Source organism: Brucella tritici (assembly GCF_902825325.1).
In the GTDB taxonomy this organism is placed as follows: Bacteria; Pseudomonadota; Alphaproteobacteria; order Rhizobiales; family Rhizobiaceae; genus Brucella.
This window is the reverse complement of the sequence record NZ_CADEAR010000084.1, coordinates 1-376: the sequence shown is the minus strand read 5'-3', so window position 1 is coordinate 376 and position 376 is coordinate 1. Positions and strand designations below refer to the sequence as shown.

Here is a 376-nt window from a genome sequence, read left to right as displayed (position 1 = left end):
GCATGCAGATCGGTGATGGCTAGTGTTTGCAGGCCGCTTTCCGTGACGGCTGCCCGCAGTTCCTGGGGCTTGAGATCGAGCTTGTTCAGGCGCATCTTGTTGTCCAGCTCATAGAACGTGACCGCACTGACGAGGATAGCATTTGCCTTGTCCTCGATCAGCGATCGTGCCTTCGTGGACAGGCGATCACTACCGATTGTCCACCAGTAGACGGCGTGGCTGTCGAGCAGGATTTTCATTGCGCGTTTTCGCTATTGTTGGATTTGCCTTGCCAGACGCCGGTATCATCATTCCAGTCGCCGGCATCGATCGCCGCCTGCTCTGCATCAACTGTATCGAACAGGTTGTCGGGCAGGCGACGATGGCGCAACAGGCC

Annotated in this window: 1 protein-coding gene and 1 pseudogene; both read right to left on the bottom strand. The window is 57.2% G+C overall.

Features of this window, described 5'->3' with window-relative positions; genetic code table 11:
- On the bottom strand, positions 1 to 239 hold a 239-nt coding region (locus tag HWX93_RS22770; RefSeq protein WP_176038824.1), incomplete at its 3' end, for a type II toxin-antitoxin system VapC family toxin.
- Positions 236 to 376: pseudogene (locus HWX93_RS23135) on the bottom strand (prevent-host-death protein); the annotation flags it as partial. The pseudogene HWX93_RS23135 and the gene HWX93_RS22770, both read right to left, overlap by 4 nt.